This window comes from Ideonella livida, from assembly GCF_010499455.1.
GTDB lineage: Bacteria > Pseudomonadota > Gammaproteobacteria > Burkholderiales > Burkholderiaceae_C > Ideonella > Ideonella livida.
Map to the genome: position 1 here is coordinate 26603 of NZ_JAAGOH010000021.1, position 26167 is coordinate 52769.

Consider the following 26167-nt stretch of genomic DNA (forward strand, 5'->3'; position numbering starts at 1 on the left):
GCGCACACTGCCGCACCAACCGCCCCTCCCCACCCCATTCCCCCGACGTTTGCAGGAGAACTTCCATGGCCAAATCCGCCGCTTTCGGTGTTGTGCATCTGGGCACGTCCTTTGGGGTGGGCTACGCGCTCACCGGCAACCTGGCCATCGCGGGGGCCATCACCCTGGTCGAGCCCCTGTGCAACACCGTGGCCCACTACTTCTTCGACCGCTGGTGGGAGCGCCGCCAGCCGGCCGCCGGCCCCGCAACCACGCCGGCACCGGTGCCGGCCCCGCAGCCTGCCTGAGCGCACGGCCGTTCACGCTTCTTCACGCCGCAGGCATGCGGGCCTTGCGCGGCCCGGCCAGCATGCGCGTCATGTCCCTGCTCCGCCGCTTTTCCGGGCCTCAGGCCCAGCCCACAGACCTCCCGGTCTCGCCCAAGCTCAACCGCCGTGACAGCCTGCGCTGGCTGCTGGGCGGTCTGGGCCTGTCGATGGGCGGGTTGGCGGGTTGCGAGACCGCCACCACCGAAACCGCCTGGCTGCGGGTGGTCAATGCCACCACCAACTACACCACGGCCGACTTCTGGGTGGAAGGCTCCTTGGCCGTGTCCTCGCTGTCGCAGGGCGGTACCGCCTCGGCCTGGCTGGAGGTGGAGGCCGGCGATGTGCAGGTCAGCCTGCGCGCTGCCGGCGGCAGCAGCGACAAGTTCAGCAGCAGCCACAGCTACGACAGCGACAGCAGCACCACGCTGGTGGCCCTGGGCAGCCTGGGCAGCAGCACCGATGCCCTGACCTTCAAGTACCTGCCGGAGACCACCAGCGCCCCGGCCTCGGGCCTGGTGAAGGTGCGCGCCCTGCACGCCTGCGGCGGGCAGGGGCCGCTGAACGTCTACCTGACCGACACCGAGGCCAGCGCGTCCGACCTGGCCGACCTGGACCCCCTGGCCGACACCACCGTGCTGGAGGCCATGGGCAGTCTGGGCGGTTTCAGCAGTGTGGACGCCGGCACGCTTTGGCGGGTCTGGGTGACCAGCGAGGACGGCACCCTGCTGTTTGCCTCTCATGTCGACGGCTTCAGCCTGGGCGGTGGCAGTGTGGTGACGCTGGTGGTGGCACCGCCCGGGCCCACGGTGGGCGTGCTGGTGCAGCAGTCCAGCTCGCTGGTGCTGGCCAACTACGCCTGAGCCGCGGCTTGGCAATCCGGCGTGCTGTCTTGATGTAGGTTCAGGTTCAGGTGCAGGCCCGGGCGTAGAGTGGATTTGCGGGCCCAGGCAGGTCCGCCACCGGATACCCCCGGGACCACTCAGAAAGGCACGACACGATGTTCCCCGAATACCGCGACCTGATCACCCAGCTCAAGACCAGCGACCAGCACTTCGTGCACCTGTTCGACCGCCACAACGAGCTCGACCAGCGCATCAAGAACATGGAAGCCCACATCGTGGGCGGCACCCCGGAGGAGATTGAGGTGCTCAAGAAGGAGAAGCTGGCACTCAAGGACCAGCTCTACACCGTGCTGCGCAAGGCCGCAGCCGCCGTCTGAGCGGCCAGGAGCCCGGTGACACCGGGCCCCGGCCGGCGCAGGCCGCTCAGGCCCGCTTGAAGGTGGCCAGCACCGCGCCGGCCGCCACGAACAGGCCGCCGAAGGTGCGGTTCATCCACTGGATGTGGCGCGGCGAGCGCAGCAGGCCCAGTACCCGGGAGGCCAGGCCCACATAGCCGGTCATCACGCAGAACTCCACCAAGCCGAAGGTGACGCCGATGGTCAGGTACTGCGCCAGCAGCGGCCGGGCCAGGTCCAGGAACTGCGGCATCACCGCCAGCAGGAACACCGTGCCCTTGGGGTTGAGGGCGTTCACCGTCCAGCCGCGCAGCAGCAGGTGGCGGCGCAGGTGCGGATCGGGCTCGGCGCCCGCGCCGGCGGGCGCCTGAATGGGGCTGGCCGGCGAGCGCCACTGCTGGATGCCCAGCCACACCAGATACGCCGCGCCCAGCCACTTCACCACCGCGAAGGCCAGCTCCGAGGTGGCCAGCAGCGCGCCCAGGCCCACCCCCACCACCGCCAGCTGGGTGCACACGCCCAGTGCCAGGCCGAAGGCGATGGTCTGGCCCTGGCGAAAGCCGTGGTTCAGGCCCGCCCCCATGGCGGCGATGGCGCCCGGCCCGGGCGAGAGGCTGATCGCCACGGTGGCGATGAAGAAGGGCAGCCAGGTGGAGAAGTCCATGTCGGAGGTCCTGCAGATCGTCGAGGACGCCGCGTCCGCAGGCGCGGCGGTGAACCCCCGATCATGCCCCCGCGCCGGCCTGCCCGCCAAGGGGCGGGCGGGGCCAGCCGCGCCAGAGCAGGGCGATGAACACCACCGGCAGGAAGGACGCCGTGCTGACCTGGGCCAGCGTCACCGTGCCGGCCCACAGGTAGGCCCAGGTGGCCAGGCCGTCGATGGCCTGGATGCCGATCATCGCGCCCAGCCAGGCGCGGTGGCGCCAAGGGTCGCGGGCCGCCAACAGCATGCCCGCGCCCACCGCCAGAAAGCGTGCGCCCATCATGGCGAACATCCAGTGGGCCCAGCCCGGCACCGGCGGCAGCCCCAGGCTCTGCGCCATTTGGGCGGGGGCCAGCGTGAAGCCGGCACCCAGCACGAACTGCACCACGGCGATGAACCACAGCGTGCCGCGCAGCCAGCCCGTCGCCGGGAGGGCGGCCGATGCGGCCGTTGAGGTGGCCGCAGCCGCCGGCTGCGCGGTCTGCACGGGTGGGGTGGTGGCTTTGAAGGAGTACTCGAGGGTCATGGAGGTCAGGCCCCGCGAAGGGGGGTGCAGTGGAGGAATGCAGTCATGCTAGGCTCAATACTTCCTTTTAGGAAGTAAGCACTTTTTGGTAACCATGGCACCATGGCGACATGAACCTCAGCCCCTCTGACCCCCGTCAGGACCCGGCGCCGCCGGCTTGCGCCGACGACTGCCCCGTGCGCCGCTGCGCGCAGCTCATCGAGGGCAAATGGACCACGCAGATCGTGCGTGACCTGCTGCCCGGCACGCGCCGCTACTCCGAGCTGCTGGCCGGCTTGCCGGGCATCAGCCCCAAGGTGCTGGCCGAGCGCCTGCGCCTGCTGGAGCGCCACGGCGTGCTGGTGCGCACCGTCTTTGCCGAGGTGCCACCGCGCACCGAGTACACCCTCACCCCCTTGGGCCAGCAGCTGCGCGGGGTGATCGCCGCCATGGCCGCCTTTGGTGCGCAGCTCACCGGCCTGACCGGGCCGCAGGCGACGGCTGGCGAGGCGGACTGACCCGCGGCCAGCCGCCACAATCGCCGCCATGTCCAAGGCCAAGACCCAGTACACCTGTTCCGAATGTGGCGGCACCAGCGCCCGCTGGCTGGGCCAGTGCCCGCAGTGCAAGGCCTGGAACACGTTGGAGGAGACCGTGGTCGAGGCTGCGCCGGCCGTCGGCAAGAACCGCTTCCAGGCCCTGGCGGCCTCGCAGCCCGTGGCCACGCTCAGTGAGATCGAGGCCGGTGATGTGGCGCGCACGCCCACCGGCCTGGCTGAGTTGGACCGGGTGCTGGGCGGCGGCATCGTCGAAGGCGGCGTGGTGCTCATCGGCGGCGACCCGGGCATCGGCAAATCCACCCTGCTGCTGCAGGCGGTGGACGCGCTGTCCAGCCGGGTCAAGGTGCTCTATGTGACAGGAGAGGAGTCCACCGCGCAGGTGGCGCTGCGCGCCCGGCGGCTGGACCTGCCGGGCACGGCCGTGCGTGTGCTGGCCGAGATCAGCCTGGAGAAGATCCAGGCCACGCTGGCCGCCGAGAAGCCCGCCTTCTGCGTGATCGACTCCATCCAGACGCTGTATTCCGAGCAGCTCAGCTCCGCCCCGGGCTCGGTGGCCCAGGTGCGTGAATGCGCGGCCCAGCTCACCCGCACCGCCAAGGCCACCGGCTGCGCGCTGGTGCTGGTGGGCCATGTCACCAAGGAAGGCGCGCTGGCCGGGCCGCGCGTGCTCGAGCACATCGTGGACACGGTGCTGTACTTCGAGGGGGACACCCACAGCGCCTACCGCCTGGTGCGGGCCATCAAGAACCGCTTTGGCGCGGTCAACGAGATCGGCGTGTTCGCCATGACCGAGCGCGGGCTGCGCGGCGTCACCAACCCCAGCGCCATCTTCCTGTCCACCCACACCGAGCCGGTGCCGGGCGCCTGCGTGCTGGTCACGCTGGAGGGCACGCGGCCGCTGCTGGTGGAGATCCAGGCCCTGGTGGACGACGGCGGGCCCAGCCCGCGGCGCCTGTCGGTGGGCCTGGAGCGCGATCGCCTGGCCATGCTGCTGGCGGTGCTGCACCGCCACGGCGGCGTGGCCTGCGCCGACCAGGACGTCTTCGTCAACGCCGTGGGCGGCGTGCGCATCAGCGAGCCGGCGGCCGACCTGGCCGTGCTGCTGGCCATCCAGAGCAGCCTGCGCGGCCGCGCCCTGCCGCGTGGCTTCTTCGCCTTTGGTGAGGTGGGGCTGGCGGGTGAGGTCCGGCCGGCACCGCGCGGCCAGGAGCGCCTGAAGGAGGCCGCCAAGCTGGGCTTCAGTGTGGCGGTGGTGCCGCAGGCCAACCTGCCCAAGAAGCCCATCGAAGGCCTGACGATCCACCCGGTGGAGCGCATCGAGCAGGCCATCGACCTGCTGCGCAGCCTGGCTGACGCCTGAGCCCGGACTGGCCCTGCCGCAGAATGGCGAGTGGCGTCAAGTCGGGCCACCCCACGCCACTCAAAGTCACGGGCAAGGGATCCCCACAGTGCCAGGGGGCATGCCTGCGTCGTAGCATGCGCAACTGTGTTTCAGAAAGTTGCAGACTGCCGGAGGGCCGGCGGCTCGGGCGGCTTTCTCAGGAGTGGTGACGATGGATGCACGCTGGGGCTGGGCCCTGGCCATGCTGGCGCTGGGCGTGGGCTGGTGGCAGGGCGGCTGGCCAGGCGTGGTCCTGGCGGTCACGGTGGTGGTCTTCTGGCTGGTGCTGCAGTTCAGCCGCGTGCTGCGGGTGCTGCGCAAGGCGGCCGTGGCCCCCAAGGGCCGTGTGGGCAGCGCCGTCATGGTGCATGCCAAGCTGCGCAAGGGCTTGACCCTGGTGCAGATCCTGCCGCTCACCGGCAGTCTGGGCCAGGCCCAGGAGGTGCAGGGCCATCCCCCGCGGGCCGAGCGCTTCGTGTGGGACGACGAGTCCGGCGCCCGCCTCACCCTCACCCTCATGGGCGGCCGGCTGGCCGAGTGGACGCTCAGCCGCGAGTCGGTCCTGGACGACGATGCCGTGGGTGTGGCGCCTGCCCCGGCGCAGGCCTGAAGCGGCGGCGGCGGCCGGTTCTCCGCCGGGTGGGCGGGAGCTGGTGAAGGGCGGCGCAGGCCCGCGCCTCTTACATCGCCGTTCGACATGCCCGCCTGTCAGAGGCCCGGCCTAAAATGTCGGGTTTTGTTGGAATCCCTCCACTCTGAGACAAGGAACACAGGCCATGGGCATGGACGATCGCGACGGCAAGATCTGGATGGACGGCCAGCTGGTGGATTGGCGCGACGCGAAGATCCACGTGCTGACCCACACCCTGCACTACGGCTGTGGCGCCTTCGAGGGCGTGCGCGCCTACAAGACCGCTGAAGGCACCGCCATCTTCCGCCTGCGCGAGCACACCCAACGCCTGCTGAACTCGGCCAAGATCCTGCGCATGCCGATGCGCTTTGGCCTGGAGGAGCTGGAAGAGGCCCAGAAGGCCGTGGTGCGCGAGAACCAGCTGGAAAGCGGCTACCTGCGTCCGCTGATCTGGATCGGCTCGGAGAAGCTGGGCGTCAGCCCCAAGGGCAACACCGTGCACGCCATGGTCGCTGCCTGGCCCTGGGGCGCCTACCTGGGCGAGGAAGGCATGAAGCGTGGCATCCGCGTCAAGACCTCCAGCTACACCCGCCACCACGTCAACATCACGATGACGCAGGCCAAGACGGTGTCCAACTACACCAACTCCATCCTGGCCAACATGGAGGCCACGGACGACGGCTACGACGAGGCCCTGCTGCTGGACTCCGCCGGCTTCGTCTCCGAGGGGGCGGGCGAGAACATCTTCGTGATCAAGGACGGCGTGGTCTACACCCCCGACCTGTCGGCCGGCGCGCTCAACGGCATCACCCGCAACACCATCTTCCACATCTGCAAGGATCTGGGCATCGAGCTGGTGCAAAAGCGCATCACCCGTGACGAGGTCTACATCTGCGACGAGGCCTTCTTCACCGGCACCGCCGCCGAGGTCACGCCCATCCGTGAGCTGGACCGTGTGCAGCTCGGCTGCGGTGCCCGCGGCCCCATCACCGAGAAGATCCAGTCGGCCTTCTTTGACATCGTCTTCGGCCGCAACCCGAAGTACGCCCACTGGCTGAGCCCGGTCTGAGACCGGCCAGCACCTGCGCCAGGAGATCCGTCATGAGCAGCCCCCAAGCCGCCGCCGTCGTCGAAGTCACCGCCCAGGACCTGCACGGCCCGGGCGTGGTCTTCTGTCCCAACCCCAAGATGACCCAGTGGAGCAGCCACCCCAAGGTCTATGTGGACCTGAGCCACGACGGCCAGGGCAAGTGCCCCTACTGCGGCACGGTGTACCGCCTGAAGGCCGGCGAGAAGATCGCCCACGGCCACTGAGGCCGGCGGCGCCACCCGGTCAAACCTGCCGCGGCGCCCCACCCGCCCCACCACAAAGCCCGCCTTGGCGGGCTTTTTTCATGGCCGTCCGCGGCCTGTGGCATGACCTGGATTGGGCTCACAGGCTCATCTTGTGATGCTTTTATGCGCCTAGGGAAAACACCGGTCACGCCCGGTTTTCACGCCGCTCATCGGCTGTGAGGCGCCACTGAACGGATGGGTTGCTTCTTGCAACAATTGCGCTGCGCCAGATCCTGGAGCGCCTGATAGCCTTGATGTGAATCAAGTTTCACGGGATGTGAAGCGACGTTGGAATTCGCAGAAATGGGAGGCAGTAGGTGCCCATGAATCGGCGTGACTGGCTGGGCCAGTGCAGTGTGGGGGGGGTGGCCTGGGCGTTCGGCGCCGGGGCCCGGGCGGCCAACGGGGTCGTGCGGCTGGGGCAGAGCGCCTCGCTGTCTGGTGGGCAGGCCCGCTATGGCAAGGATGTGCAATTGGGGCTGCGGGCAGCGTTGCACCACGTCAATTCCCAGGCAAAGGCTCGCGGACTGAGCTTTGAGTTGATCACCCTGGACGATGGTGGCAAGCGTGACAAGGTCCAGGCCAATGTGCAGGAACTGCTGGACCGCGGCGTGGAGGCCCTGGTGGGGCTGACCAGCGGTGCCGGGGCGGAGTCGGTGCTCCATGCCGTCACCGCGGCGGGAGTGCCCCTGGTGGGTGTGGCCAGCGGCAACATGGGTATCCGGCAAGGCGTGCGTGGCGTGTTCCATGTGCGGGCGGGCTACGACGTGGAATACCGCCGCATGCTCACCTACCTGACCACCTATGGCCTCAAGCGGGTGGCCCTGGTCAATCTGCGTGACACCTCGGGGGCCAATGCCCGCGCCATGACCGAGGCGCTGGCGCAGGAGCGCATTGAGCCGGTGGTGCAGGTGGCCCTGGACCGCAACACCCAGGATTTCGCCGCGCCGGCGGCCCAGGTGCTGGCGGCCAAGCCGGATGCGGTGGTCTTCACCACCAACGCCGCGCCGGTGCTGGCCATGGTGCAGCGCCTGGACCTGGCGGGCTTCCGCGGGCTGGTGCTGTCCTCCTCATTTGCCGGGCAGGAGGTGGTGGAGGGCATCGCCGCCATGCGGCGCACCTTCATCCTGAGCACCGTGGTGCCCCGGCCTACCCGTCTGCAGCACGCCGTGGTCAAGCATTGCATCGAGGACCTGCAGGCGATTGATCCGCAGGCGCGCGTCGGCCTGACGGTGCTGGAGGGTTACATCACCGGCCGGGTGACCGCGGCCGCGGCGCTGGCCGCCGCGCCGCGTGCCGGGGCCGTGCCCAGCCGTCAGGCGCTGGCCGAGGCCCTGCACGGCCTGCGCCTGGACCTGGGTGGCCATGTGGTGGATTACACCCAGGGTCGCCATGGCAGCGATTTCGTGGACATCGTCAGTGTGGACAGAGAAGGAAGGATGATCGGATGAAGAAGACTGCCGCAAGCGCCTGGACCCGGGCCGCATTCCGCGGGTGGGCCCTGTGGGCCGGCATGACCGCCGGGGCCGCCCTGGCGGCGGTGCCGGCGCCTGAGGCGCAGGCCCGCGCCGAGCAGCACGCCAAGCGCATTGCCACTGAGCTGGCGAGTGTCTGCCCCATCAAACCGGCGGGAGACCAAGCGGCGTTCGACGCCTGCCGCGAAGGCATGTTCCGCACCCCGGTGCTGCGTTCGCTGCTGCCGGACTTTGTGCTGTGGGGCCGCCAGAAGGACCCGGCGCGCACCCTCAAGGACACCAACCTGACCCAGTTCGCGCCCGACGTGATCACCGGCATGTACCTGCCGCTGTTCATGTTCAGCGGGGAGCAGCGGGTGGTCTGGCACGAGAAGGAGAAGCTGTTCCAGCTGCGGCTGCGCACCGCCTTCCGCAACCGCCTGGCGCCGGGCCAGTTCCCGTACCCGTTCTGGCATGAGGAGGACAAGTGGTCCACCTACGAGAACGCGGCCGAGATCATCTTCTGGTGGAGCCCGCAGCGCGACAAGGTGACGGTGGCCCAGTTCACCGCCAAGACCGAGCTGGCGCCGCTGCAGCCGCACGACAAGGTGGCGCATGCCTTTGATGGCCAGTGGATGTGGACCGACGCACAGGGGCAGGCCCAGCCCAAGGCCACGCTGTTTGACGGCGTGCTGCACCGCCAGAACCCGTATGCGCCGCAGGTGGACGCGGCCTACCGCAAGCTGGCCCTGCGCCTGCGCGACGGCCAGTGCAACGAGTGCCACGTGCCCAACAACCCCGACAGCTCCAAGCGCCTGGTGCTGCTGCAGACCCCGGCCCACGCCGCCGGCGAGATCGGCCGCCTGCTGAAGTCGGTGCGCGAGGACCGCATGCCGCGTGACGAGTTCGGCATCGCCCAGCCGCTGGACGCCAAGACCAAGGCGGCGCTGCTGGAGGACGGCGAGGCCTTTGAGAAGGTGCTGCAGCTGGCCCGCCAGTGGGAAGGCAGCCGGCCGCAGGCCGCCGCCCGCTGACGGACGGTGGCCGCTGTGGGCGGGCGCGGGCCCCGGGAGGGGACCGCGTTCGCTCAGGCCGGGCCCAGGGCCCGGCGCAGCGCCAGCAGGGTGCTGACCTGGGTGGCGATGGGGGCCGGCACCGGCAGGGCGCCGGCCAGCACCTGGCGGATGTAGTCCGCGGTGGCGGGGGCACTGGCCTCGCCAGGCAGGCTGGGGAGCTGGGCCAGGGAGCCGGCCTGTGCCGGCACCGAGAGCGTTTCCTCGGCCTGGCCACGCACAAAGGCCTTGAGCGCCGGCAGGCGCCGGGCGTCGGCCACCGGCTCGCCTTCGGTGCCGCGCAGCAGCAGCGCGTCGGCCCCGGTGAGGGTGAGGAAGGCCGCCAGCGAGACGGCGTACTCCGGGTGGGTGTGGTTGACCACCCGCAGGCTGCCGGGCAGGGCCGGCAGCAGCTTGGCCAGGGTGTGGCCGGGGTTGCGCAGGCCCAGCACGGCGCGCAGCTGCAGCAGTGCTGCCAGGCTGGGGTGCAGGCGCTGCAGGGGCATGAACACCGGCTGGCCGTCGGCCCAGCGGGCCTGTGCCGCTGCAGCCTCGGTCACGGCGGGCAGCCCCAGGGCCTCGAACACCTGGGCCGAGGTCACGCGGGTGGGGTCTTCCTCGAAGCCGTGCACCAGTACCGCCACCCCTTCCCGGGCCAGCAGCAGGGCCAGCAGGGGGGTCAGGTTGGGCAGTTTGCGCGAGCCGTTGTAGCTGGGCAGCACCACCGGCGTGGGCGGTGCCGTCAGCGCCAGGGTGCGGGGCTGCACCGCGTCCATGAAGCCGGCCAGTTCCTCGGGCGTCTCGCCCTTGATGCGCATGGCCAGGGCGAAGCCGCCCTTTTCCAGATCGCTCAGCTGGCCGTCCAGCAGGCGGGCCATCAGGTCGGCGGCCTGGGCACGGCTCAGGGCGCGTGCCCCGTCCTTGCCGCGGCCGATTTCTTTGAGGTAGGGGGCGATGCTCATGGGCGTGGGGGCCCGTCGGGCCCCGGGGCGGTGCGCCCGGGCGGCGGGCGCAGGGTCAGGGGAGCACCGATTGTCGGCGTGCGGCGCGGTGGCCACCGCCGCCCGGCCTCATGACCGCGTGGCCGTGCTGCTCTTCGCAGGTGTCAGCCCCACCGCCGCCGGCACCCGCTGCACCAGGCCTCGCAGGGTGGGCAGGCAGGAGCCGCAGTTGGTGCCGCAGCGCAGCGCCGTCTGCAGCTGCGCCAGGCGCTGCGCCGGGTCGCCGGCGCACTGGGCCAGCTGGGCGGTGATGCGGTCCTCGCGCACGTCAAAGCAGGTGCAGACCTGCGGGCTGCGCACCGTCGCGCCCTGACCCAGCAGCCGCTGGGCCTGGGGGGCCAGCAGGCTGCGGCCGGGCAGCGGCAGGGCCTCGTCGGCCTGCAGCAGGGCGCGCAGCCAGGCCTCGCCACTGGCATCGCCGGCCACCCAGAAGGCTTGCAGGTGCTCGTGGCCGCCGGCGTCGCGGCCCAGGCGCAGCAGGCGTTCGGCGGGCTGGCCGGGGCGCTGCGGGTCGCGGTAGGCCAGCACGTCGGGCTGGTCCAGGGCCAGGGCCTGGCGCAGGGTGGCCAGCAGGGCCTCGCCCACCGGGCGGTGGGCGCCGGCACGCAGCAGCAGGCCTACGCGGGCGGCGTCGGGGTCGGTGGCGGCGGCATCGGGCTCCCGGCCGAAGGGCACCAGGCTCATCCAGCCAAAGTCGGGCATGGCCCGCTTGAGCCGCTCGCGCAGGGCCAGGGCGCGGGTGGCCGGCAGCCAGGCCATGGCGGTCAGGCGCCAGGGCAGGGCGGCGGGCTCCAGGCGCACGGCGCAGTGCTTGAGCTCAGGCTGCTTGCTGCGGTCGCAGAAGGCCGGCGTGGTCAGGCCGTTGACGCCCAGCAGGGCCTGGCCGTTCTCGGTGGCGCCGCCCAGCACCTCCTGCCCCCAGTGCATGGCGATGAAGGCCTGGTCGGGGGCCACCCCCTCCTGGGCGCGGGCGGGCAGCACCAGCTGGCCGCGGCGCGAGACCACCCGCACCAACGCCCCTTCCTCCAGCCCCAGGCGGCTCAGCGTCTGCGGGTGCAGGTCCACCACCGGCTCGCCTTCATGGCCGAACAGCCGCGCCAGGGTGCCGGTGCGGCTCATGCCGTGCCACTGGTCACGCAGGCGTCCGGTGAGCAGGCTCACCGGGTAGTCGGCGTCCACGGGCTCGGCCAGGCCCAGGAAGGGCACGTCGGCAAAGCGGGCGCGGCCGTCGGGGGTGGCGAAGTGGCCGTCCTCGTACAGGCGTTCGGTGCCCTGGTGCTGGCCCTCGCGCAGGGGCCATTGCTGCGGTCCGTTCTGTTCCAGCATGGCGTAGCTCAGTCCGGTGATGTCGAGGTCCCGGCCTCGGGTGCTTTCACGGTGCTCACGCCATACCGCTTCCGGCGTGGGGTAGTCGAACATCGCCACGCGCTCGGGGGCGATGTGCCGGGCCAGGCGGCGCGCCAGGTCGGCGGCGATGGCCCAGTCGTGCCGGGCCTGGCCGGCGGCGGGCAGGGCCGGGCGCACCCGGCTGATGCGCCGCTCGCTGTTGGTGACGGTGCCGTCCTTCTCTCCCCAGGTGGTCGCGGGCAGCAGCAGGTCGGCGTAGGCCGCGGTGGCGGTGGTGGCAAAGGCCTCCTGCACGATCACGAACTCGGCGCGCTCCAGCGCGCGGCGCACGGTGGCCTGGTCGGGCAGGCTCTGCGCGGGGTTGGTGCAGGCGATCCACAGGGCCTTGAGCTGGCCGTCGGCGGCGGCCTGGAACATTTCCACCGCCGTCAGCCCGGGCCGGGCGGGCACCTCGGGCACGCCCCACAGGCGGGCCACCTCGGCGCGGTGCTCGGGGTTGGCCAGGTCGCGGTGGGCCGACAGCAGGTTGGCCAGGCCGCCCACCTCGCGTCCGCCCATGGCGTTGGGCTGGCCGGTCAGGCTGAAGGGGCCGGCGCCGGGCAGGCCGATTTGGCCGGTGGCCAGGTGCAGGTTGATGAGCGCGGCGTTCTTGGCCGTGCCTTCGCGGCTCTGGTTCAGGCCCTGGCAGTACAGGCTGAGCGTGGGCGTGGCGCCGCCGAACCAGCGCGCGGCGGTGAGCAGGTCCTCCTCGCGCAGGCCGGTCAGTTCGGCGGTGCGGCGCGGGGTGAAGTCGCGCACCCGGTCTTTGAGGGCGTCAAAGCCGCGGGTGTGCTCGGCGATGAAGGCGGCGTTGGCGAAGCCCTCCCACAGCAGCAGGTGCAGCAGGCCGTGGTACAGCGCGATGTCGCTGCCCGGGCGCAGGGCCAGGTGCAGGCCACCGGCTTCCACCGCGGCGGCGGCGGTCTCGGTGCGGCGCGGGTCGGCCACGATCCACTTCTGCGCCGGGTTGGCGCGGCGCGCATCTTCCAGCCGGCGGAACAGGATGGGGTGGGCCCAGGCCATGTTGCTGCCGGTGATGAACACGGTCTGCGCCAGGGCCAGGTCGGTGTAGCTGCACGGCGGGGCGTCGGCGCCCAGCGTGGCCTTGTAGCCCGCCACGGCGCTGGACATGCACAGCCGGGAGTTGGTGTCGATGTGGTTGCTGCCCAGCAGGCCCTTCACCAGCTTGTTGAAGACGTAGTAGTCCTCGGTGAGCAGTTGGCCCGAGACGTAGACCCCGATGGCGTCCGGCCCATGCGCCTGGTGGAGGGCCGCCAAGCGCTGCGCCGCCTCGTCCAGCGCGGCGTCCCAGCCCACGGCCACCGGTTCGGCCCCGCGCTGCGGCCGGCGCAGCGGCTGCAGCAGCCGGGTCTGGCGCGTCACATGCTCGGCCGCGGTCAGGTGCAGGGTGCTGCCCTTGGAGCACAGTCGGCCGAGGTTGGCCGGGTGGTCCGGGTCGCCCTGCACACCGGTGATGCGGCCGGCTTGGGTCTGGATGAGCACCCCGCAGCCGACGCCGCAGTAGGGACAGGTGGAGCGCGTGGTGGTGGTCTGGGTCATCGGGTCGGAGGGGTGGCGCGGCCTGCGCGCCGGCGGGCGATCAGGTCGCCAGCCGGGAGTACAGGCCGGTGATGTTGTCCATCACCTGCAAGATGTTCTCGCTGGCGACGAAGACGTTCTCGGCATCCTTGCGGGCCGGGGCGGCACCGCGGCCCAGGGCCGCGTCAAAGAACAGCCATTGCTGGCGGGCCAGGTTGAGCTGTTCCTGGATGGCCGGGCTGGTGTGCTTGGCGCCGCCCAGCTTGTCCAGCCCGGCGACGAATTCGGTGCGGGCGGCGTCGATCTGCTGGGCGGCTTCGGTGGTGGGCGCCTTCCAGGCCAGGGCCAGGTGGAACTTGGCCATGCGCTGGCTGAGCATGCGCTGGCGACCGGCCAGGTTGACCAGCTGGCTCAAGGGCTTGGCCGCGTGCTGTTCCAGCTGCTGGGTGCCCTGGTGGGCCAGCTGCAGCACCTGGGCGTCCAGGCTCATCAGGCGGGTGGTGGCGGCGGCGGTGGGTTGGCTGCCCACCAGCACGCCCTTGTATTCGCTCCAGGCCCCTTCGAGCTGGGTGTAGGTGGTGCGGATCTCGGGCGTGGGGGCAAAGACCTTGAGCTCGATGAGCTGACGGTCAAAGGTGGCCATTGACTCCTCGAGCACGCGCTCGGCGCGCTTGGGCTCGATCTGCTGGCCCAGGGCCAGCCAGGCCTTGGACAGGCGCTGGCTGAGCATGCGCTGGCGGCCGGCCTTGTTGATGGCGTCGTTGAGGTCGGCCACCGCGGCCTGCCCATGGAGTGCGGGCATGGCCAGCAGCGCCCCGGCGGCCAGCATGTGGCGGCGGCGCAGGGTGGCGGCGGTGGCGGAGGTCAGGAGGTTGGGCAGGCGAGTCATGGCGTTGTCCTTGTCGGTGTGGTCAGGCTTGGGATGGGGGGTGCCCCTCTCATCCCAAGTTATGGCCAGTGGACCAGGGTTTGCCCTTAATCAGCTTCAAGTTTTGTGCACAGTGGGCCTGGCGGCCCCTTCAGGCGGGGAGGGCTTGATGTGCGTCAAGCGCGGTGCCGGCGGCCAGGCGGGCCGGGCGGGTTGGCGGCGGGGCGCCGGACGCTTCCGTGCCAGCCGCCAACACCCCGGCGGGGTCGAACATCAGGGCGTCGCGGCCGGTGGTCACCGGCGTGCCGGCACGGATCAGGCGCAGCAGGTCCGGGCCGTCCTGGGTGTCGCCGTACAGGCAGGCGCCCACCAGGCGGCCCTCGCGCAGCACCAGCTTGCGGTACACGCCGGCGGCGGGGTCGTCCAGCACGATCTCCTCGCAGCCTTCGCCGCCCATGAAGTCGCCGGCGGAGAACAGCGCGATGCCGCTGACCTTGAGCTGGGTGCTGGTCTGGCTGCCGGGGTAGCGCGCCACCCCCAGGCCGGCCAGGTGGTTGGCGCACACCCGGGCCTGCTCGTAGGCCGGGGCCACCAGGCCGTAGGCCGTGCCGCGGTGGCTGGCGCATTCGCCCACCGCATAGACCCGCGGATCGGTCACGCTCTGCAGGGTGTCGGTCACCCGCACACCACCGCGGCCGCCGTGGTCGCACTGCAGGCCCATGGCCTGGGCCAGCTCGGTGCGGGGCCGGATGCCCGCGGCCACCACCACCAGCGACGCCGGCAGCTCGCGGCCGTCTTTCAGGCGCACCGCACGCACCCGTCCCGCGGCGTCGCCCAGCAGCGCCTCGGTGGGCGCGCCCAGCGCAAAGTGCAGGCCACGCCGGCCCAGCGCCGCCGCCAGCAGGGCGCCGGCCGGCCGGTCCAGCTGCCGCTCCATCAGCCAGGGGGCCAGGTGCACCACGGTCACCGCCATGCCGCGCCGGGCCAGGCCGCAGGCGGCCTCCAGGCCCAGCAGGCCGCCGCCGATGACCACCGCCTGGCGGTACGCCTGGGCCGCGGCGATCATGGCCTGGGTGTCGGCCACGTCACGGTAGGCCATCACGCCGGCCAGCTCGCGGCCGGGCAGCGGCGGCATGAAGGGCAGGGAGCCGGTGGCCAGCACCAGGCGGTCGTAACCGGCGCGCAGGCCGCTGGCGCAGCGCACCTCGCGGTGCTGACGGTCCACCTCCACGACGGTCTGGTCCAGGTGCAGCGTCACCCCCTGCTCGGCGTACCAGGACGCGGGCCGCAGCGCCACCTCGTCCAGGTCCATCTCGCCGGCCAGCACGGGCGAGAGCTGGATGCGGTTGTATGCGGGGCGGTCTTCGGCGCCGAACACCGTCACCGACAGGCCGGGCGGGCGCAGCGGCAGCAGCTCTTCAAGCGTGCGCAGGCCGGCCATGCCGTTGCCGATGATCACGAGGCGGGTGGTTGTCATGGTGGGCGGTGGAATGCGGGTCCGGTGCAGGCCGGCAAACGCCATCGCCGCAGCAGGGGCTCATCGGGGCAGGGGGAGCGGGCCGCCAGCGGCGCGCGCAGCGGGCACGACCGCCGTCCCGCAAGGGGACAGCCGTGCAGGGCGCGACCGTGGGGAGGAAGGGGGGATGCGGCCTGAGCCGATGAGACGCGGGCGCCGCCGCCGTTGGCGCACCCTGCTGGGGAGATGGCGCCGGGCGGCGCTCGTGCCTCTCGAAGGCAAGGCCCGTGCCAGCGCCCGCCCCCCGCCAGACGGCCCGTGCATGCCCCGGCCCGGTCCGCCATGCACCCGGAAGCGGCCCGCTGCACGGCCTTGGTGCAGTCCGGCCCCGCCGGTGGCCGGGCCCACAATGCCCGTGCATGAGCCTTGACGTTGACATCGGCCACGCCAGCGGGCGCGGCCCCCGCGACCTGAACGAGGACTTTGCCGGGGCGGTGCGGGCCCAGCCGGGCGACCGGCGCCAGGGCCTGATCGCCGCGGTGGCCGATGGGGTCTCGGGCGGCGGCCTGGGCCTGGAGGCCGCACAGACCACCGTGATGGGCCTGCTGTCGGACTACTTCGCCACCCCGCCCGGCTGGGAGCCCACCGTCGCCCTGGACCGCCTGATCCGCGCCCAGAACGCCTGGCTGGCCGACCACAACCGCCGCCGCCGCGGCGAAGGTGCCGCGCTGACCACCCTCACCGCCCTGGCCCTGCAGGGCCAGACCTGGACCCTGGCCCATGTGGGCGACACCCGGGCCTGGCTGCTGCGCCAGGGCGAGCAGGGGCCGGAGCTGTCCCTGCTCACCCAGGACCATGCCCTGGACCACCCTGACCAGCGCAGCCGGCTGACCCGCGCCGTGGGGCTGGACGACGGGCTGCGCGTGGACTTTGCCCAGGGCGAGGCGCAGGTGGGCGACACCCTGGTGCTCACCTCCGACGGCGTGCATGGTGTGCTGCGGCCCACCCGGCTGGCCGAGCTGGCCGCCTGGGGCACCGCCGACCTGGCCGCCCGCGCCCTGGTGCAGGCGGCGCTGGAAGCGGGTGGGCAGGACAACGCCAGCGCGCTGGTGCTGCGGGTCCAGGGCCTGGACCCGCGCCAGCTGCACGACGAGCAGGCCTGGGGGCGCACCCTGCCGGTGCCGTCGCCCCTGCGGGTGGGCGAGGCGCTGGATGGCCTGACCGTCACCGCCCGGGTGGCCGACACCGGGGTGCACCTGCTGTACCAGGTGCGCGCGGCCGACGGCGCGCTGGGGGCGCTCAAGACCCTGCACCCCAGCCGCGCCTCGGACCCGCAGGAGCGGGACATGCTGGCGCATGAGGCCTGGCTGGGCCGGCGCCTGACCGAGGCCGAGGTGCCCGGCGTGGTGCGTGTGTGGCCGCGGCCGGCCCACGCCAGTGCCTTCTACCTGCTGTTCGACTGGCACCAGGGCCGCACCCTGGAGCAGCTGATGGCCGGCCCCGGCGGGCCGCCGCGGGTGGCCGACGCCTTGACCGCGGCCTTGGCCTGGACCCGGACCCTGGCCCGGCTGCACCGCCTGGGCATGGTCCACCGCGACCTCAAACCCGGCAACCTGCACCTGGGCGACGACGGCCAGTGGCGCCTGCTGGACCTGGGCGTGGCCCTGAGCGGACAGGAGAACGCCGAGCAGCGGGCGCTGCACGCCGGCACGCCCAGCTACATGAACCCCGAACAGTGGGAGGAGGGCGGCCAGGCCGATGCGGGCAGCGACCTCTTTGCCCTGGGGGTGACCCTCTACCAGTGGCTCACCGGCCGTCTGCCCTTTGGCGAGCTGGAGCCCTACCCGCGGGGGCGGCACCGGCGCGAGCCGGTCCCCGCCTCGCGCCTGCGTCCGGACGTGCCCATCTGGCTGGACCGGGTGCTGGCCAAGGCGCTGGCGCCGCAGGCCCGCCAGCGCTTCGAGACCGCCGAGGAACTGCTGCTGGCGTTGGAGCGCGGGGCTTCGCGGCCCTTGCAGCCCGCCCGCGCCCTGCCCCTGCTGCAGCGCGATCCCCGCGCGGCCTTGCAGCTGGCGCTGGGCCTGTCGCTGGCCCTCAACGCCGTGCTGCTGCTGTGGCTGGCCCTGTGGCGTTGAGCCGGTCGGCTCAGGAAACCCGGCGCACGCCGGTCACACGGGGCGCCGCCGCCGCCTGACCGGGGGCCGCCACGCGGGCGCGCCCGCCCTTCTCGGCCCAGGTGCGGGTCCAGCGCAGCTGCATCTTGCGCATCACCGCCAGCATCAGCACCGAGAACACCGCCAGCACCACAAAGCCCAGCAGGAAACTGCCGGTCTGCTGCTTGACGTTGCCCATCAGCAGCGGCACCAGGCCCCCGCCCAGGGCACCGATCTCACCAATCATGGAGCCGGCCACCGCGGTGGACATCGGCCAGCGCAGCGGCACCAGCTGGAACAGCGCGCCATTGCCCGCACCCAGCGCGGCAAAGCAGACGATGAGCAGCAGCGTGGTCAGCACCAGCGAATGGCCCACCAGGCCCACGCCCACCAGGCCCACGCTCACCACCACCAGCACCACCGTCAGGGTGTTCACACCGCCCCAGCGGTCGGAGATCCAGCCGCCGAAGATGCGCACCACCGAGCCCATCAGCGCGGCCAACATGGTCAGCTGGCCGGCCTGCACCTTGGAGACGCCGAACTGGTCGTGGTAGTAGGTGGGCAGGAAAGTGGTGATGCCGATGAAGCCACCAAACGTGACCACATAGATCAGGCTGAACACCCAGCCGTCCTTCTCCAGCAGGCAGGCCAGGTGTTCCTTCAGGCTGGCGTGCTCGTCGCGGTCGGGCGGCTCCTTGGCCATGAAGGCCACCACCGCCATCGGCACGAAGGAGGCCAGCGCCGCGATGCCGTACACCGCCTGCCAGCCGAACTTCTGCGCCAGCGGCGGTGCCAGCAGCGCGGCCAGTGCCGTGCCGCCGTTGCCCGCGCCCACCAGGCCCATGGCCAGGCCCTTGTACTGCGGCGGGAACCAGCCCGAGCCCAGTGACATGGCCACGCCAAAGCTGGCCCCGGCCACCCCCAGCAGGAAGGCCATCTTGATCATGTCGTCGTAGCTGCTGACGAAGAAGTAGCCGAACGCCATGGTGAAGGTGATCAGGCTCAGCTCCACCAGCGTGGCCGTCTTGCGGCCCACGTACTGCGCCAGCAGGCCCAGCGGAAAGCGCATCACCGCGCCCGCGATGATGGGGATGGAGAGCAGCGTGCCCTTTTGCGCGGCCGTCAGCTGGAACTGCTCGCTGATGAAGGGCGCCATGGCCCCGTTGAGCACCCAGATGACGAAGGAGAACATCAGGTAGAAGAAGGCGGCGAACAGCGTGGGGCTGTGGCCGGCGCGCAGGAACTGGCGGAAGTCGGACATGGCGGCTGCAAGGTGTCAAGGCAGGAGGAGGGCCCCTGACGCGCGTTCGCAGCGGCCCCGACGCGGGCAGGGCGTCGGGGCCGCGGGGGGCGGACCAGGGGGGCGAGGCAGGACGAGGGGGCCAGGCGGTGGCGGCGGCATGGCGCTGCCGGCCCGCTGGCAGGGCGCCGCCGCGGCGCAAGGGCCGCCCGGCTCCCCGTCGGAGAGGTGGAGGGGGTGCGTCGTTACACCCGATCCCGGTGCAAGCAAGAACCAAACCCGTGCAGCGTATGCCCCTGTCTGCCCTATGCTGGCGCGCCCTGCCACCGCCCCGCATCCGCTTGCCGCCATGACCCGCTCCCTTTTGCTCCATGTGTGCCTCACCGGTGCGCCCGATCCTGACCTGGCCGCCCGGCTGGCCCCCTGGGGCTGGGAGGTGCACCAGCCTGAGGCGTCAGGCACCAAGCTGGCGCTGGATGGGCCATTCACCACCCTGGTGCAGGGCGATGCCGCCGCCTGGTGGGCCTGGTGCGCCCAGGCACCGCAGGCCACCGGCCCGCGCTGCTGGGTGGGAGACGCCCCGCCCCCGCAGGACTGGGCCCGCGCGCTGGCCGCCGGGCTGGACGCCTGGGCGCCGGCCGCCGTCTGGCCCGCACCGGGCACGGCGCCCCAGGCCGCCGCGCCGCTGGCGGCCCTGCTGGCCCAGGCCCAAGCCCGCTGGGCCGCCGGGCAGGCCCAGCACCAGCAGCTGCAACGCCTGCAGACCCAGCTCGACGAGCGCAAATGGGTGGACCGGGCCAAGGGCGTGCTGATGAGCGCCCGCGGCGACCTAGACGAGGCCGAGGCCTTCCGCCTGCTGCGGGGGGCCGCCATGCACGCCAACCTGCGCCTGGGCGAGATGTCACGCGGTGTGGCCGAGTCGGCCCAATGGGCCGAGGGCCTGAACCAGGCCGGCCAGCTGCGCATGCTCTCGCAGCGTCTGGTGCGCCTGGCCGCCCAACGCCTGGCCGGTGTGGAGGCGCGTGCCGCCCGCGGCGCGCAGACCCAGGCCCAGGCCCGGGGGGACAGCCTGCTGCAAGGCCTGCTCCAGGCGCCCTGGCTGGCCGGCGAGGCCCCGGCGCAGGCCGCGTTGGCGGCCGTCGCCCAGGCCTGGCAGGCGCTGCAGGACGCCCTGGCCCTGCGCCTGGGTCCGGGCATGCTGGCCGCCGCCGACCAGGCCGGCGAGACCCTGCTGGCCCGGGCCGAAGCCCTGGTGGCCTGCCTGGAGGCTGCCGCTGGGCGCCGCACCCTGTCGGTGGTCAACCTCTGTGGCCGCCAGCGCATGCGGGTGCAGCGCCTGGCCAAGCTGGGCCTGCTGGCCGGGCTGGGGGAGGCCACCGCCCTGGCCCAGCTGCCGGCGCTGATGGACGAGTTCGAGGACGGCCTGCGCCAGCTGGAGAAGACGCCGCTGAGCAGCCCTGACATCCAGCAGGACCTGGGCGCCGCCCGCGACGAGTGGCTGCGCCTGCTGCGCGGCCTGCGCCAGCCCGAGGGGGGGAGCGCCCCGGCCGCCCTGTGCGGCGCGGCCGATCGCCTGCTGGCCCTCTTCGAGCAGCTCACCAGCCGCTACGAGCACTCGCTGCAGGTCATCATGGCCTGAGGGCCGGGGCCCGTTGACATCCGAAGGATGGCCTGTGGACGGGCCGGGCACGCTCCGTGCAATCCCCGGGGCATGAACCGACCTGGCGCCGAACTGCTCATCCTGTGCCTGGCCGACCCCACCGGCCCGGCCGCCTGGTCGGCGGCCCTGCAGGCCGCCGGTGTGGCCACCGTGCGCTGCGCCGTGGCCACCGCCGCCGAGGTCCAGGCCCTGGACCGCCTGACCCTGACCGATGCCCACCTGGTGCTCAGCGGCCCGCTGGACGCGCTGCGCCAGGCCTTGCCCGCCCTGCTGCAGGCCTGGCAGGGCGAGCCGCCGGGCCCGCTCAGCCTTTTCAGCCCCGAGGGGCCGCCTCCGGAGCTGCCGGCCTGGGTGGAGGCCGGCCTGGGCGGCGCCTGGCCCCTGGCCCTGCGCGACCAGCCCGCCGCCCTGGCCGCCGCTCTGGGCGCCGACCGGGCCCGCTGGACCCGCGAGGCCCGCACCCGCCACGCCCTGCGCCAGGCCCAGCTGCAGCTGGACGAGCGCAAATGGGTGGAGCGCGCCAAGGGCGTGCTGTTGCAGACCCAGGGTCCGGGCCGGCTGCAGGGCGAGGATGAGGCCTTCCGCCTGCTGCGCAGTGCCGCCATGCAGAGCGGTCTGCGGGTGGGCGAAGTCTCGCGCGCCGTGGTGGAGTCGGCCCAGTGGGCCGAGGCCATCAACCGCGCCGGCCAGCTGCGCATGCTCTCGCAGCGCCTGATCAAGCTGGCCGCCCAGCGCCTGGTGGGGGTGGACGGCCGGCGTGCCCGCACCCTGCAGCACCAGGCTGCCGAGCGCGCCCAGGACAACCTGGACCACCTGGCCCGCCTGCCGGCGCTGGCCGCCCCGGCCGCAGGCGGTGTGCCCGCGCTGCAGGCCCGGCTGCAGGCCACCTTGCAGGCCTGGACGGCGCTGCGCGACACCCTGGCCGAGCGCCAGAGCCCCGCCCTGCTGGCCCTGGCCGACCAGCACGCCGAGGCCCTGCTGGCCACCGCCGAGGCCCTGACCAGCGCGCTGGAGCAGCATGGCGGCCGGCCCGGCCTGCGGGTGGTCAACCTGTGCGGCCGCCAGCGCATGCGGGTGCAGCGTCTGGCCAAGGCGGCCCTCATGGCCGAGCTGCTGGCCGAGCCCGCCCGCCAGGAGGCGCTGGTGGCGCTGCTCGACGAGTTCGAGGCCACCTTGCTGGAGCTGGAGCGCGCGCCCCTGTCCTCCGCCGAGATCCGCCACAGCCTGGCCGCCGCCCGCGACGAGTGGCTGCGCCTGCTGCGTGGCCTGCGCACCACCACCGGCGCCGGCTTCGGCTCACCGGGCACCGACCCGCGCGCCGCCCTGGCCGGCTCGGCCGACGCCCTGCTGGACCTGTTTGACCAGCTCACCGCCGCCTATGAGCACTCCCTGCAGGTCCTCATGGGCTGAAGGGGCGGGGGGCGCCCGGCCGGCTCAGCGCCGCTTGTCCAGGTCCACGCAGACCATGGCCGGGTGCAGGCCCCAGCGCAGGGTGATGGCGTAGGGCCGCTGGCGCACCTTGGCGCGCACGCCGGTGGGGCCCTGGAGCTTGACCGGCACCGAAATGTCCAGGCCCGAGCCCAGGGTGCGGCGGGCATTGCCGGCCAGGGTGTTGGCCACCTCGCCCACGGCGTCCAGCAGGTTGGATTCGCCCACATCGGTCTCGCCCTGCAGCAGCAGCATCTCACGCAGCAGCGGGCCGGGCATGGAGACCATGACCTGCCCGTTGTACTCGCCCGAGAAACTCACGATGCCGTTGAATTCGTGGCCCTCCACCTGCGTGGTGGCCAGGAAGGCGGAGGTGATCTTGGGCTCTTCGCCCGTGGTGACCTTGAAGTAGTGGCGCACCGCGTCCACGAACAGCTTGAGGTCGTCTTCGGTCAGGATGGCCATGGGCGTTCAGTTCTCCAGCAGGTCCAGCAGCGCCAGGCGCAGCTCGTCGTCGGCAAAGGGCTTGCCCACAAAGCCGCGCGCCCCCAGGCGCAGGGCCTGGATGGCGGTGGACTTGTCGGTCAGCGCGCTCACCACCAGGATGCGCAGCTCCGGCAGCAGGCGCAGCAGGGCGGGGATGCAGGTCACGCCGTCCATCTCGGGCATGGTGAGGTCCAGCGTGGCGATGTCGGGCCGGTGCAGGCCGGCCTGCGCCAGCGCGTCGGCGCCGTCGCGGGCCTGGGCGACCACCTCCACGCCGGGCAGCTGCCCGTGGCTGACCAGCCGCGCGATGCGCGAGCGGATCATGGTGGAGTCGTCAACGATCATGAGTCTCATGGCGGGGGCTCCGTGAGGCGGTGCAGGGGCAGGGCGCAGCGGGGGCTCAGCCCACCATGCGCACCTTGAACTCGGTGAACTGGCCGGGGGTGGAGGTCAGCCGGATGCGCGCGCCCAGGCGCTGCACGCTGGCCATCACCACGTCCAGTCCGGCGCCACGGCCGGCGTGGGCGCTGACGCGGTCGGCGGTGGAGAAGCCGGGCTTGAAGATCTGCTCGACGATCTGCCGCTCGCTGAAGCTCTCCAGCTGCTCTTGCTGGTACCAGCCCAGGGCCAGCAGGCGTGCGCGCACTCGGTCGGCGGAGAGTCCCTGGCCGTCGTCGCGCACGGTCAGGGTCCAGCCTTCGTCGTGGGACTGCAGGCCCACGTCCAGGCGGCCTTCGGCGGCCTTGCCGGCCTGGCCGCGGGCCTCCGGCGTCTCCAGGCCGTGGCTGACGGCGTTGCGCACCAACTGCACGGTCACGTCGCGCAGCAGGGCCTGGTCGGCGGGCTCCAGGTCCAGCAGGCCGCCCAGGCGCACCCGGGCGAAGACCCGCTTGCCCTGGTCGTGGGCCATCTGCTGGATCAGGCGCTCCATCTGGCTGTTGACCGATTCGGTGGCCGTCTCGGTGGCCTCGGCCTCGCCTTGCTGGCGGCACACCTGGCGCAGCGCGCCCACGGTGCCCAGCAGCTGCTCCAGCCCGCTGGGCAGGGCCAGCAGGGCCTCACCCTGGGCGCTCGGGGTGCTGGCCTCACGCAGGGTCTGCAGCCCGTTCTCGAACTGGTGCAGCTGCTCGGCCAGGCTCTCCAGGGCCATCATGGCCGCCTCGCCCTTGAAGGCGTGGATGCGGCGGGCCACGCCGTCCAGGGCGCGCTTGAAGGTGCTCTCGCCACCGCCGCCGGCGCTGCGCAGCAGGTCGTTGACCTCCAGCAGGCCGGCCTCGGTGCGCTCAACGAACTGGCGCAGGCTGACCGGGTCGGCCGCCATGGCCGCCAGCATCAGCGAGAACTCGCGCTGGCTGCGGGCACGGTCGGTCTCCAGGCGGCCCTGCAGCTCGATCAGGGCGGTCACGTCCTGCACCGTCACCAGCAGGTGGCGCACCGCGCCATCGACCACGGCGCGGTTGAACTGGAAGGACAGGGTGCGGCGCACCGGCGCGCCCAGGCGGTTGGACAGCGTGACCGCCACCTGCGCCAGGGGGTTGATGCTCTGCACCAGCGACTCCTTGACGTGCGGCTGGAACAGCAGCTCCATGTAGCCGCAGGCGTCCTCCAGGTCCTTGGGCTGCACCAATTGGGCCAGCACCACCGAGAAGTCGTCACCGGGGCTGACCGGACGGCCGAAGAGCTCGCGCAGCGAGTCCGAGAGCTGGGTGCCCAGCCGCAGCTCGGGGGTGATGAGGAACAGGCCCTCGCGCACGCTGCCCAGGATCTCGCGGGTCTCCTGGTTGGCGGCGTCGGTGGCGGCGTCCGAGCGCTGCAGGCGGCGGATGAACTTGAAGAGGATGAAGATGAAGTTGACCAGGGCCAGCACGATGCCGGCGGTCTGCACCAGCCGCAGGGTGCTGGCGCGCTGGCTGGCGTTGGCCTCCAGCGCGGTGGTCAGCTCGTTCATCAGGCCCAGCAGCTTGAGGTTGTGGGTCTTGGCGTAGGACACGGCGGCCTGCACGTCCGAGGCCTGCCCCTCGGGGGCCAGCAGCTTGCCCACCAGGGCCTTGTAGGGCTGCCACAAGGCGCCGGCCTTATTCAGGATCTCGGTGGCCTGCTCGCCCTCGGCGCGGTTGAGCCAGACGGGCTGGCCGTCGCCACCGGGCACGCGGGCCCCGTCGCGGAAGCCACCCAGCGTGGTGTCGAACAGCGCCACGGCCTTGGCCAGTTCCTCGCGGTCGGCATCCGCGGCCTGGCCCTGCAGGTAGCCGGCCTCGTAGGACAGCAGGGCCTTGGTCATGCGTTGCGAGAGCATGCGCTGGCGGCCCGCCAGGTTGATGCCCACCGCGTCCTGGCCGATCTGGAACGAGGTGTAGAAATTCAGCACCAGCACACCCAGGTCGAACAGCAGGAAAAAGGCCACCGCGATGATGATCTCGCGGTACTTGCCCAGCTGGAAGGCGGGACGGTGGCGTGGGGCGCCGCCGCCGGGGGCGGGGGCGGGGGCGGCGGCGTCGGGCAGGCGGGTGTCGGCGGCAAGCGTGGTGGACATGGACTTCTCCTGGGGCCGAGGGGGGGGCGGCCGGGCGTGTCCGGTCACCGTGGGCGGTGATCCGGTCCGAAGGGGCAGGGGCGACCGAGAGGGAGCGGTCCGCCCCGGTAAGGGCGGACTTGCCGGGGCCGCCCGTGGGCGGTGCCGTGGCCGGAGGTGCCGGCCCCCCCGGAGCCGGCGCCGGGGGGCAGGGGGCACAACGCAATCCGTGTGCCGTCTTCAGGGGCGGGCGCTGCGCGCGGTCCCGCCGGCTTGACCGTTCTCAAGCCGGCAGGCGCACGGGCCCGGTGCGTGGACCGCCTGGCGGCTGCCACCGGCCGTTCAGTTTGGTGAATTGCACCAGACTGGGGTGCCGGCGTCGCCGCCCGGGCGGTGGCCGTTCAGGCCGCCTGCTTTTCCACGTGGGCGTGGCGGGTGTAGAGGAAGTCGATGACCGCCTTGCGCGCGGCCACGTAGGTGGGGTCCTCGGCCAGGGCCACCCGGTCGCGCGGGCGGGCCAGGGCGACGGCGTGGATCTCACCGATGGTGGCGGCCGGGCCGTTGGTCATCATCACGATGCGGTCTGACAGCAGCACGGCCTCGTCCACGTCGTGCGTGACCATGACCACGGTGCTCTGGGTGCGGGCGACGATCTTGAGCAGCTCGTCCTGCAGCTTGGCGCGGGTCAGGGCGTCGAGCGCGCCGAAGGGCTCGTCCATCAGCAGCACCTTGGGCTCCATGGCCAGGGCGCGGGCAATGCCCACACGCTGCTTCATGCCGCCAGAGACTTCATGCGGGCGCTTGTGCATGGCGTGGGCCATGTTCACCAGCTCCAGCGCGGCGGTGGTGCGGGCCTTGAGCTGGGCCTTGCCCTCCTTGGCGCCGAACACCCGCTCCACGGCCAGGTAGACGTTGTCAAAGCAAGTCAGCCAGGGCAGCAGGGAGTGGTTCTGGAACACCACCGCGCGCTCGGGGCCGGGGGCGTTGATCTCGCGGTTGTCGCACAGCAGCACGCCGGTGGTGGTCTTGAGCAGGCCGGCGATCAGGTTGAGCAGCGTGGACTTGCCGCAGCCCGAGTGGCCGATCAGGGTGATGAACTCGCCCTTGTTGATCTGCAGGTGGATGTCGCGCAGCGCCTGGAACGGCCCCTTGGGCGTGGGGAAGATGACGTTGGCTTGCTGGACTTCGATGAAGGCGGGCATCTTGAAACTCCAAATCAGGGGAAGAGCGGGTACCCGGGCTCCCGGCGTCGGGAGCCATCACCCCGAGGCC

24 protein-coding genes are annotated in these 26167 nt (G+C 72.2%); 13 read left to right on the top strand and 11 right to left on the bottom strand.

Annotation, left to right across the window (positions count from 1 at the left end; genetic code table 11):
• Positions 1-65: 65 nt before the first annotated feature.
• From G3A44_RS16100 to G3A44_RS16110, 3 genes are all read left to right on the top strand, one after another.
• Positions 66-287, top strand: coding sequence for a DUF2061 domain-containing protein (locus tag G3A44_RS16100; protein WP_163458767.1), 222 nt, complete (start codon positions 66-68; stop codon positions 285-287).
• Between the two features lie 71 nt (positions 288-358).
• Positions 359-1168: a DUF4397 domain-containing protein gene (locus G3A44_RS16105; RefSeq protein WP_163458768.1), complete on the top strand. Its 810-nt coding sequence runs from the start codon at positions 359-361 to the stop codon at positions 1166-1168.
• Between the two features lie 137 nt (positions 1169-1305).
• Complete coding sequence (locus tag G3A44_RS16110) at positions 1306-1527, top strand: HP1242/YdcH family protein (protein ID WP_163458769.1); 222 nt, start codon at positions 1306-1308, stop codon at positions 1525-1527.
• Between the two features lie 46 nt (positions 1528-1573).
• On the opposite strand, the gene rhtB is transcribed toward G3A44_RS16110, so the two are convergent.
• On the bottom strand, positions 1574-2209 hold the full coding sequence (rhtB, locus tag G3A44_RS16115) for a homoserine/homoserine lactone efflux protein (RefSeq protein ID WP_163458770.1): 636 nt from the start codon (positions 2207-2209) through the stop codon (positions 1574-1576).
• Positions 2210-2270: 61 nt separating this feature from the next.
• A complete protein-coding gene (locus G3A44_RS16120; RefSeq protein ID WP_163458771.1) occupies positions 2271-2774 on the bottom strand; it encodes a hypothetical protein in 504 nt (167 codons plus the stop codon).
• Positions 2775-2884: 110 nt separating this feature from the next.
• Here G3A44_RS16120 and G3A44_RS16125 point away from each other — a divergent pair, with 110 nt between their 5' ends.
• From G3A44_RS16125 to G3A44_RS16155, 7 genes are all read left to right on the top strand, one after another.
• Positions 2885-3271 carry a winged helix-turn-helix transcriptional regulator gene (locus G3A44_RS16125; protein WP_163458772.1) on the top strand — a complete coding sequence of 129 codons (387 nt, stop codon included), beginning with the start codon at positions 2885-2887 and terminating at the stop codon, positions 3269-3271.
• Between the two features lie 28 nt (positions 3272-3299).
• Entirely contained in the window at positions 3300-4673 is a 1374-nt protein-coding gene (gene radA / locus G3A44_RS16130; RefSeq protein WP_163458773.1) for a DNA repair protein RadA, read from the top strand.
• Positions 4674-4866: 193 nt separating this feature from the next.
• The gene (locus tag G3A44_RS16135) at positions 4867-5304 is read left to right on the top strand and encodes a hypothetical protein (RefSeq protein WP_163458774.1); all 438 of its coding nucleotides are present in this window, start codon (positions 4867-4869) and stop codon (positions 5302-5304) included.
• A 172-nt stretch (positions 5305-5476) separates the two neighbouring features.
• Positions 5477-6394 carry a branched-chain amino acid transaminase gene (locus G3A44_RS16140; RefSeq protein ID WP_203561442.1) on the top strand — a complete coding sequence of 306 codons (918 nt, stop codon included), beginning with the start codon at positions 5477-5479 and terminating at the stop codon, positions 6392-6394.
• Between the two features lie 32 nt (positions 6395-6426).
• Positions 6427-6639 carry a zinc-finger domain-containing protein gene (locus tag G3A44_RS16145; RefSeq protein WP_163458776.1) on the top strand — a complete coding sequence of 71 codons (213 nt, stop codon included), beginning with the start codon at positions 6427-6429 and terminating at the stop codon, positions 6637-6639.
• 344 nt (positions 6640-6983) lie between these two features.
• Positions 6984-8111 (top strand): ABC transporter substrate-binding protein, encoded by a 1128-nt coding sequence (locus tag G3A44_RS16150; protein WP_163458777.1) that lies wholly within the window; start codon positions 6984-6986, stop codon positions 8109-8111.
• Positions 8108-9148 carry a hypothetical protein gene (locus G3A44_RS16155; protein WP_163458778.1) on the top strand — a complete coding sequence of 347 codons (1041 nt, stop codon included), beginning with the start codon at positions 8108-8110 and terminating at the stop codon, positions 9146-9148. The genes G3A44_RS16150 and G3A44_RS16155 overlap by 4 nt, the downstream gene beginning before the upstream one ends.
• A gap of 53 nt (positions 9149-9201) precedes the next feature.
• On the opposite strand, the gene ybiB is transcribed toward G3A44_RS16155, so the two are convergent.
• The 4 genes from ybiB to G3A44_RS16175 form a co-directional block, all read right to left on the bottom strand.
• Positions 9202-10128 (bottom strand): DNA-binding protein YbiB, encoded by a 927-nt coding sequence (gene ybiB, locus G3A44_RS16160; RefSeq protein ID WP_163458779.1) that lies wholly within the window; start codon positions 10126-10128, stop codon positions 9202-9204.
• 108 nt (positions 10129-10236) lie between these two features.
• Positions 10237-13113: a nitrate reductase gene (locus G3A44_RS16165; protein ID WP_163458780.1), complete on the bottom strand. Its 2877-nt coding sequence runs from the start codon at positions 13111-13113 to the stop codon at positions 10237-10239.
• 40 nt (positions 13114-13153) lie between these two features.
• Positions 13154-13981: a type IV pili methyl-accepting chemotaxis transducer N-terminal domain-containing protein gene (locus G3A44_RS16170; RefSeq protein ID WP_239061923.1), complete on the bottom strand. Its 828-nt coding sequence runs from the start codon at positions 13979-13981 to the stop codon at positions 13154-13156.
• Between the two features lie 130 nt (positions 13982-14111).
• Positions 14112-15437 carry an NAD(P)/FAD-dependent oxidoreductase gene (locus G3A44_RS16175; protein WP_163458781.1) on the bottom strand — a complete coding sequence of 442 codons (1326 nt, stop codon included), beginning with the start codon at positions 15435-15437 and terminating at the stop codon, positions 14112-14114.
• Between the two features lie 398 nt (positions 15438-15835).
• On the opposite strand from G3A44_RS16175, the gene G3A44_RS16180 reads away from it, so the two are divergent.
• Positions 15836-17551, top strand: coding sequence for a bifunctional protein-serine/threonine kinase/phosphatase (locus G3A44_RS16180; protein WP_163458782.1), 1716 nt, complete (start codon positions 15836-15838; stop codon positions 17549-17551).
• A gap of 10 nt (positions 17552-17561) precedes the next feature.
• Here G3A44_RS16180 and G3A44_RS16185 read toward each other — a convergent pair whose 3' ends face one another.
• Complete coding sequence (locus G3A44_RS16185; protein WP_163458783.1) at positions 17562-18830, bottom strand: MFS transporter; 1269 nt, start codon at positions 18828-18830, stop codon at positions 17562-17564.
• Positions 18831-19158: 328 nt separating this feature from the next.
• Here G3A44_RS16185 and G3A44_RS16190 point away from each other — a divergent pair, with 328 nt between their 5' ends.
• Positions 19159-20448 (top strand): type IV pili methyl-accepting chemotaxis transducer N-terminal domain-containing protein, encoded by a 1290-nt coding sequence (locus tag G3A44_RS16190; protein ID WP_163458784.1) that lies wholly within the window; start codon positions 19159-19161, stop codon positions 20446-20448.
• Positions 20449-20520: 72 nt separating this feature from the next.
• Positions 20521-21879 carry a type IV pili methyl-accepting chemotaxis transducer N-terminal domain-containing protein gene (locus G3A44_RS16195; protein WP_163458785.1) on the top strand — a complete coding sequence of 453 codons (1359 nt, stop codon included), beginning with the start codon at positions 20521-20523 and terminating at the stop codon, positions 21877-21879.
• A gap of 24 nt (positions 21880-21903) precedes the next feature.
• On the opposite strand, the gene G3A44_RS16200 is transcribed toward G3A44_RS16195, so the two are convergent.
• The 4 genes from G3A44_RS16200 to G3A44_RS16215 form a co-directional block, all read right to left on the bottom strand.
• Entirely contained in the window at positions 21904-22362 is a 459-nt protein-coding gene (locus tag G3A44_RS16200) for a chemotaxis protein CheX (RefSeq protein WP_163458786.1), read from the bottom strand.
• Between the two features lie 6 nt (positions 22363-22368).
• The gene (locus G3A44_RS16205; protein WP_163458787.1) at positions 22369-22737 is read right to left on the bottom strand and encodes a response regulator; all 369 of its coding nucleotides are present in this window, start codon (positions 22735-22737) and stop codon (positions 22369-22371) included.
• A gap of 46 nt (positions 22738-22783) precedes the next feature.
• Entirely contained in the window at positions 22784-24916 is a 2133-nt protein-coding gene (locus G3A44_RS16210) for an ATP-binding protein (protein ID WP_163458788.1), read from the bottom strand.
• 380 nt (positions 24917-25296) lie between these two features.
• Positions 25297-26097, bottom strand: a complete 801-nt coding sequence (locus G3A44_RS16215; RefSeq protein ID WP_163458789.1) for an ABC transporter ATP-binding protein — start codon at positions 26095-26097, stop codon at positions 25297-25299.
• Positions 26098-26167: the final 70 nt, after the last annotated feature.

Coding starts and splice junctions, on each gene's coding strand:
- G3A44_RS16100 (WP_163458767.1), top strand. CDS start 66: ATGGCCAAATCCGCCGCTTTCGGTGTTGTGCATCTGGGCACGTCCTTT.
- G3A44_RS16105 (WP_163458768.1), top strand. CDS start 359: ATGTCCCTGCTCCGCCGCTTTTCCGGGCCTCAGGCCCAGCCCACAGAC.
- G3A44_RS16110 (WP_163458769.1), top strand. CDS start 1,306: ATGTTCCCCGAATACCGCGACCTGATCACCCAGCTCAAGACCAGCGAC.
- rhtB (WP_163458770.1), bottom strand. CDS start 2,209: ATGGACTTCTCCACCTGGCTGCCCTTCTTCATCGCCACCGTGGCGATC.
- G3A44_RS16120 (WP_163458771.1), bottom strand. CDS start 2,774: ATGACCCTCGAGTACTCCTTCAAAGCCACCACCCCACCCGTGCAGACC.
- G3A44_RS16125 (WP_163458772.1), top strand. CDS start 2,885: ATGAACCTCAGCCCCTCTGACCCCCGTCAGGACCCGGCGCCGCCGGCT.
- radA (WP_163458773.1), top strand. CDS start 3,300: ATGTCCAAGGCCAAGACCCAGTACACCTGTTCCGAATGTGGCGGCACC.
- G3A44_RS16135 (WP_163458774.1), top strand. CDS start 4,867: ATGGATGCACGCTGGGGCTGGGCCCTGGCCATGCTGGCGCTGGGCGTG.
- G3A44_RS16140 (WP_203561442.1), top strand. CDS start 5,477: ATGGACGATCGCGACGGCAAGATCTGGATGGACGGCCAGCTGGTGGAT.
- G3A44_RS16145 (WP_163458776.1), top strand. CDS start 6,427: ATGAGCAGCCCCCAAGCCGCCGCCGTCGTCGAAGTCACCGCCCAGGAC.
- G3A44_RS16150 (WP_163458777.1), top strand. CDS start 6,984: ATGAATCGGCGTGACTGGCTGGGCCAGTGCAGTGTGGGGGGGGTGGCC.
- G3A44_RS16155 (WP_163458778.1), top strand. CDS start 8,108: ATGAAGAAGACTGCCGCAAGCGCCTGGACCCGGGCCGCATTCCGCGGG.
- ybiB (WP_163458779.1), bottom strand. CDS start 10,128: ATGAGCATCGCCCCCTACCTCAAAGAAATCGGCCGCGGCAAGGACGGG.
- G3A44_RS16165 (WP_163458780.1), bottom strand. CDS start 13,113: ATGACCCAGACCACCACCACGCGCTCCACCTGTCCCTACTGCGGCGTC.
- G3A44_RS16170 (WP_239061923.1), bottom strand. CDS start 13,981: ATGACTCGCCTGCCCAACCTCCTGACCTCCGCCACCGCCGCCACCCTG.
- G3A44_RS16175 (WP_163458781.1), bottom strand. CDS start 15,437: ATGACAACCACCCGCCTCGTGATCATCGGCAACGGCATGGCCGGCCTG.
- G3A44_RS16180 (WP_163458782.1), top strand. CDS start 15,836: ATGAGCCTTGACGTTGACATCGGCCACGCCAGCGGGCGCGGCCCCCGC.
- G3A44_RS16185 (WP_163458783.1), bottom strand. CDS start 18,830: ATGTCCGACTTCCGCCAGTTCCTGCGCGCCGGCCACAGCCCCACGCTG.
- G3A44_RS16190 (WP_163458784.1), top strand. CDS start 19,159: ATGACCCGCTCCCTTTTGCTCCATGTGTGCCTCACCGGTGCGCCCGAT.
- G3A44_RS16195 (WP_163458785.1), top strand. CDS start 20,521: ATGAACCGACCTGGCGCCGAACTGCTCATCCTGTGCCTGGCCGACCCC.
- G3A44_RS16200 (WP_163458786.1), bottom strand. CDS start 22,362: ATGGCCATCCTGACCGAAGACGACCTCAAGCTGTTCGTGGACGCGGTG.
- G3A44_RS16205 (WP_163458787.1), bottom strand. CDS start 22,737: ATGAGACTCATGATCGTTGACGACTCCACCATGATCCGCTCGCGCATC.
- G3A44_RS16210 (WP_163458788.1), bottom strand. CDS start 24,916: ATGTCCACCACGCTTGCCGCCGACACCCGCCTGCCCGACGCCGCCGCC.
- G3A44_RS16215 (WP_163458789.1), bottom strand. CDS start 26,097: ATGCCCGCCTTCATCGAAGTCCAGCAAGCCAACGTCATCTTCCCCACG.